The following is a 5,265-nucleotide window of genomic DNA, read 5'->3' as shown; positions in this document are numbered from 1 at the left end:
GCGTGAGCGGCGCGGAGCGCTTGGGCACCTCTGGGAGAGGGGCTGGGGGTGAGGGGCCTATTCCGAGGTCAGTTGTCGCTCCATCAGCCTGGCCAGGGCGGCAGTGGGAGTGGTCTGCCCCTGCAGCAACCGGTGAACCTCTTGGGTAATCGGCACCGGGATCCCGTGTTGGGCGGCGATCTTGACCACAACAGGGGCGGTGTAAACCCCTTCGGCGGTGCCCTCGATGGCGGCCAAAACCTGGGACAAAGGACTACCCTGGCCCAATCCGTAGCCCACCCGGTAGTTGCGGCTCAGAGGGCTGTGGCAGGTGGCCAGCAGATCTCCCAGCCCCGACAGGCCGTTGAAGGTCTCAGGTCGCGCCCCCAGCTTGGATCCCACCCGGATCATCTCTGCCAGGCCGCGGGTGACCAGAGCCGCACGGGCATTGGCCCCCAGTTGCAAGCCGTCACACACTCCAACAGCGATGGCGATAACATTTTTCAAGGTGCCCCCCAGCTCCACCCCCAAGGGATCGCTGCTGGTGTAGAGGCGAAACCGTTCCGAAGCCAGGGCCTGTTGTACCTGCATAGCTGCCCAGGGTTCCCGGCTGGCCACCACTGCCGCTGCCGGCAAGCCCTGACGGATTTCCGCCGCAAGGTTGGGCCCCGAAAGCACCACCAGGGGCTGCTCTGGGAAAGTGGCCCCCCAAATTTGGGCAGGGGTCAGAAGCTGCAGCGGATCCAGCCCTTTGGTGGCCGAGACCACAATCGCTTGGGGAGGGATCCCCACCTGGCGCACCGCTTCCACCACAGGGCGCACCCCCGCCATGGAGACTGCCGAGATGAGCATTTGGGATCCCGGTAGCACTTCTTCGAGATCCAGACCCTTGCGCCGATCCCAAACCTGCACCCGGTGCCCTTGGGCTTGGGCCAGCAGAGCCAGTGTGCTTCCCCAGGCTCCCGCCCCCAGAATGGCGATGCTCTGGGGAGAGGTCGGGCGTTGGACTTCTGTCTTCATCGCACCTCTCCAGCCGTAGCCTCTCTCCTAGGGTGCCTCTGGCTAACCCCTCTAAAAAAGTCTTCACCGTTGGGAGGAAGAGCAAGGGCAAAGGTTAGTATGAGTGAATACCAAATCATGGGTTCAGAATCGAGAACAAAGGAGATGACAGAAGCAGGGATCCAACGCCTTCCTGCTGAGGTGGCTGCCAAGATGGGGAGTTGGCGGCACGGCTATGCCCTGACCAATGGCATTCAACTGCACTATGTCACCCAGGGGGAAGGGGAGCTGGCGATCTTGTTACACGGTTTCCCGGAGTTTTGGTACTCCTGGCGCCACCAGATCCCGGTGTTGGCGCAGCGATTTCGCGTGGTGGCCCCTGACCTGCGCGGCTACAACGACTCCGACAAACCGGATCACGGCTACGACCTGGATACCCTCACCGAGGATGTCCGCGGCCTGTTGCATCACTTTGGGGCCCAGAAGGCGGTGGTCGTGGCCCACGACTGGGGGGGAGCCATTGCCTGGCACTGGGCGCAATTTTTCCCGCACGAGATCCGCAAGCTGGCCGTTCTCAATTCTCCCCACCCAGCCTGCTTTCGGCGGGAGTTCTTGAGCAACTTGGATCAACTGCGGCGCAGCTGGTATCTGTTCTTTTTTCAGTTGCCTTGGCTGCCAGAGTGGGTGCTGCAGTGGGATTTGGGAGATTGGGTGCGGCGCATTTTCCAAGAAACCTCGGTGCGCAAAAGCGCCTTCACCCGCCACGATCTGCAGCTCTACCAAGAGGCCCTCGCCAAACCCAAGGTGCTCACCTCTGCCCTCAACTACTACCGCCAGCTTTTTAACCTGCCCACCTTGCAGAACCTGTTTTTGCAGCCCATGCGGCAGATCCTCGCCCCCACCCTGCTCATCTGGGGCGAAGAAGACTTTGCCCTCAGCCGCGAGCTGACCGAGGGGATGGATCCCTTTTTCCCCAACGGCCTGCGCAAGGAGTACATCCCCGAATGCGGCCACTGGGCACAGCAAGAGGCGCCGCAAACCGTGAATCGACTGCTGATGGAGTTTCTCTAGCCAGCGGGGGAATGGCCGGGCTGGGGATCCGCCCTTTACCATCTCCAAGGGTTCACCCTAGAATAATCCACTGAATTCTACGGGAGAACCGGCATGGCCCTGGAGTATCCATCCCACCTGCGCTACGTGGACACCCACGAGTACATCCATGTCGAGGATGATATTGCGGTGATCGGGATCACGGCTTATGCCGTCGATCAGCTTGGGGACATTGTTTTCGTCGGCCTGCCCGAAGAAGGCACCGAGATTGAAAAAGGCGAGAGCTTTGGCTCGGTCGAGTCGGTCAAGGCGGTCGAAGATCTCTATGCCCCCCTGTCGGGAGAAGTGGTGGCCGTCAATACGGCAGTGGTGGATAGCCCGGAGAGCATTGCCGACGATCCCTATGGCGATGGCTGGCTGATCAAGGTGCGCATCGCCAACCCCGAAGATCTCGAAGACACCATGAGCGCTGAAGCCTACGCCAGCCTGGTAGAGGGGTCGTAAACTTAACTGCAACGGCTGGCCTTGAGCTACCGGAAAAGCTCTCGGTTGCCACCCTCGGCCTTAGCTCGGTAGAGAGCCTTGTCGGCAGCAGCCAGCAGACTTTGCGGGTCGGCTCGTTCTCCCAGCTCCAGCAGAGAGGCGATGCCTACGCTGCAGCTCAGGTGGGTGGTCTCCGCCCCTACCTGCACCGACAGCAACTGGACGGCCTGCCGCAAGCGCTCTTTTAACCCCAAGATTTGGGGGTTCGGGATCCCGCGTACCAAGAGGGCAAATTCATCGCCCCCCAGCCGGGCCAGCAGATCCTCGCGACGAACTTGGGCCTGCAATTGTCGTGCCACCCGGATCAAGGTTTGATCCCCAACCCAGTGCCCCCAGCGATCGTTGATTTGCTTGAACCCATCCAAGTCCAGATAGAGCACGTGGAGGGGAATGTGATGGCGAAGCGCAAAAGGGATCTCCAGCTCCAGTTGCTCCAGGAAAAAACGGCGGTTGTGCAAGCCGGTCAGCGGGTCGTAGAGGGCGGCAGTGGCCATTTGCGAAAAGAACGCTGCTTCTGCCGCGTCGTAGTGGGCAAACTTGAGGGTGGTGGCCCCCACTTGAATGCGATCTCCATCTTTCAGAAGAATGCGGCTGATGCGTTTGCCGTTGACGTAGGTACCGTTGAGGCTCTCTAGATCGGTGAGAACATACCCCTCGCCTTCTCTCTCCAGCCGACAGTGCTGCCGGGAGACGGCGTGGTCGGATAGCTGAATATCTGCTTGGTGGCTGCGCCCCAAAACTCCCCCACTTGCCATAGGAAAGGTCATGCCCACATTGGCACCGCTGAGCACTGTCAGAAAGGCCGCAGTCGGCTCGGCCTGGGAGCCGCGCTCGTAGGGGGGGATCCGCGTGGTTGGTTCCTCTGGCATCGGAAGGAGAGGCTCTGGAGGCATGGCCCGACAAGTTGTAAGTTGTATCAAAGTATAAGTTAAGTTAGCAACACCCCTGCCTATATCCGTATTATGCCGGTTTTCCCGCGGGCCTGTTTGTGCGTGAGGGGTGCATAAGAGTTGTCTTGCCAGTTCTGATCCGAAGGGTTGCCGAGGCAGCCTAGAATGGGGCTGGGATCCTTAATCCAGGAGAAGCGGGGCATGACAAGACCCAATTCTGCCCACCTGTTGACCCCAGATTTTCGCCTCAGCCTGTCGGTGCTGGCCTTGGCAGTGCCGTTGTTTTGGCTTTCTTTTTGGGCGGGGCTGGGGGTGGGCCTGTTTGGCCTGTTTTTGATGGTGCAGACCTCTTTGATTGGGCTGGCCTTTACCAGGACGGCGCTGCAGGTCTACAGCGGCCCCAAACGCATCCGCGAGTTCCCCTATAGCGAGTGGCAGGATTGGCAAATTTTCTGGCCGCCGCTGCCGGTTTTGTTCTTTTTCCGAGAAACCCAGAGCATTCATTTTTTGCCGATGCTGTTTAACCCTGCCGAGCTGAAAATGTGCCTGGAAGAGCGGTTGGGCCATCTCCACCCACGACGAAAGTCTCATGGCTCCCGCCAATGATCGGCTCTGCCGTGTGGGTTTGGCGGCAGGCAGGGAGATGGCGCTGGCTGGAGTGTCAGCTTTTGGCAGAGTGGCCTCACGCTTTTGGCTCTCGCCAAGGCCATCCTCACCTCCCGTCCCAGTTGGCCGCCCGGCTGCAACTGCCCCCTGAACGGGCCACGTGGGGCCATCAGGTGCACGGCTGCAACTGGATTTGGGCAGATGAGGGCACGGAAACCCTCAGGCAAAAAAGACCCGGTCAAGGGATCTCTACCCGTTCTCAGGCGGATGCAGTCATTGCCCGCCGCCAAGGGGATTCTGCCTGGGTATGCACCGCTGACTGTGTGCCGATTTTGCTGGCCAGTCGAGGATGGGTGGCGGCCGTTCATGCCGGCTGGAGAGGAACTGCTGGGGGGATTTTGTCCAAGGTGCTGCGGGAGTTTCTCCGGGCGGGGATCCCTGCTGCCGCGATTCGCGTTGCCATCGGGCCTTCTATTTCGGGGTCGGTCTATCAGGTGTCAGAAGAAGTGGCCGAGCAGGTGCTGAAAAGCCTGCCTCTGGGGCTGGACACCCGCGCCGCCCTGTTGCCGGATCCTCTGCCCGGCAAAGTTCGTTTGGATCTGCGCTGGGTCAATTGTGCCCAAGCCCAAGCCCAAGGGATCCCCTCTGAACAGATTGCCGTCAGCCCCCATTGCACCCTCAGCCAACCCCAAGATTTCTTTTCCTACCGCCGCGATGGATCCCTGAAGGATGAGCAGGGCCGTCATTGCGTGCAGTGGTCGGGCATTGGCCTGCGGCTGTCAGCATGCTCCAGTCGGCTCTGCCCAGAAGAACAGGAACAACAGTGGCTATAATTGCGCTCAAGACAGAGCCCTATAGCTTTTTCACTAACCGGCGAGGATCCCATGTTTCGTAGTGCCGCCCTTTGCGGATTGTCTGGGATGGTCTTGGCCCTCACACTCGTTTCGACCCAAGGGGCAAGAGCCCAAACCTCTCTGACCGGCATCAACCGTGACAGCGTGCTGCAACTAAACCTTGGGTCGGGACGCAGCCGCCCTCGGGCCCCTGTGGGCGGTTCAGGTTCTGAGGAAGGCCGGGATCCCGCTGCTCCCTCGCCGCAGATGTGGGCTGAATGGCATATTCGCGCCAATGTCTGTACCGGCAACCTATCTACAGAAGAGTTGGCGGAGCTGTTTCCATTGGTCAACCAAGCTCTGGT

7 protein-coding genes are annotated in these 5,265 nt (G+C 60.3%); 5 read left to right on the top strand and 2 right to left on the bottom strand.

The genetic code is table 11. From position 1 onward, the window contains the following. Window positions 1–57 precede the first annotated feature (57 nt). Window positions 58–999 carry an NAD(P)H-dependent glycerol-3-phosphate dehydrogenase gene (locus NW853_RS07385; protein WP_414334160.1) on the bottom strand — a complete coding sequence of 314 codons (942 nt, stop codon included), beginning with the start codon at window positions 997–999 and terminating at the stop codon, window positions 58–60. 99 nt (window positions 1,000–1,098) lie between these two features. On the opposite strand from NW853_RS07385, the gene NW853_RS07380 reads away from it, so the two are divergent. Continuing rightward, window positions 1,099–2,049, top strand: a complete 951-nt coding sequence (locus tag NW853_RS07380; protein ID WP_414348692.1) for an alpha/beta fold hydrolase — start codon at window positions 1,099–1,101, stop codon at window positions 2,047–2,049. Window positions 2,050–2,142: 93 nt separating this feature from the next. Next, a complete protein-coding gene (gene gcvH, locus NW853_RS07375) occupies window positions 2,143–2,532 on the top strand; it encodes a glycine cleavage system protein GcvH (protein ID WP_414336960.1) in 390 nt (129 codons plus the stop codon). Window positions 2,533–2,558: 26 nt separating this feature from the next. Here gcvH and NW853_RS07370 read toward each other — a convergent pair whose 3' ends face one another. Next, window positions 2,559–3,440, bottom strand: a complete 882-nt coding sequence (locus NW853_RS07370) for a diguanylate cyclase domain-containing protein (protein WP_414348689.1) — start codon at window positions 3,438–3,440, stop codon at window positions 2,559–2,561. 222 nt (window positions 3,441–3,662) lie between these two features. Here NW853_RS07370 and NW853_RS07365 point away from each other — a divergent pair, with 222 nt between their 5' ends. From NW853_RS07365 to NW853_RS07355, 3 genes are all read left to right on the top strand, one after another. Further along, window positions 3,663–4,067, top strand: coding sequence for a DUF3119 family protein (locus tag NW853_RS07365; RefSeq protein WP_414335610.1), 405 nt, complete (start codon window positions 3,663–3,665; stop codon window positions 4,065–4,067). Then, complete coding sequence (pgeF, locus tag NW853_RS07360; RefSeq protein ID WP_414335612.1) at window positions 4,064–4,900, top strand: peptidoglycan editing factor PgeF; 837 nt, start codon at window positions 4,064–4,066, stop codon at window positions 4,898–4,900. The genes NW853_RS07365 and pgeF overlap by 4 nt, the downstream gene beginning before the upstream one ends. A gap of 93 nt (window positions 4,901–4,993) precedes the next feature. After that, window positions 4,994–5,265 (top strand): hypothetical protein (locus NW853_RS07355; RefSeq protein ID WP_414348686.1); only part of this gene is annotated, 272 nt, incomplete at its 3' end.

It is taken from the genome of Synechococcus sp. H55.11 (assembly GCF_047462475.1).
Classification (GTDB): Bacteria; Cyanobacteriota; Cyanobacteriia; order Thermostichales; family Thermostichaceae; genus Thermostichus.
Note: the sequence above shows the minus strand (reverse complement) of the source record. Positions and strands in the feature narration are given on the sequence as shown.

What these genes read in the sequence shown, in the direction of transcription:
- NW853_RS07385 (WP_414334160.1), bottom strand. Translation starts at nt 999, where the DNA reads ATGAAGACAGAAGTCCAACGCCCGACCTCTCCCCAGAGCATCGCCATT.
- NW853_RS07380 (WP_414348692.1), top strand. Translation starts at nt 1,099, where the DNA reads ATGAGTGAATACCAAATCATGGGTTCAGAATCGAGAACAAAGGAGATG.
- gcvH (WP_414336960.1), top strand. Translation starts at nt 2,143, where the DNA reads ATGGCCCTGGAGTATCCATCCCACCTGCGCTACGTGGACACCCACGAG.
- NW853_RS07370 (WP_414348689.1), bottom strand. Translation starts at nt 3,440, where the DNA reads ATGCCAGAGGAACCAACCACGCGGATCCCCCCCTACGAGCGCGGCTCC.
- NW853_RS07365 (WP_414335610.1), top strand. Translation starts at nt 3,663, where the DNA reads ATGACAAGACCCAATTCTGCCCACCTGTTGACCCCAGATTTTCGCCTC.
- pgeF (WP_414335612.1), top strand. Translation starts at nt 4,064, where the DNA reads ATGATCGGCTCTGCCGTGTGGGTTTGGCGGCAGGCAGGGAGATGGCGC.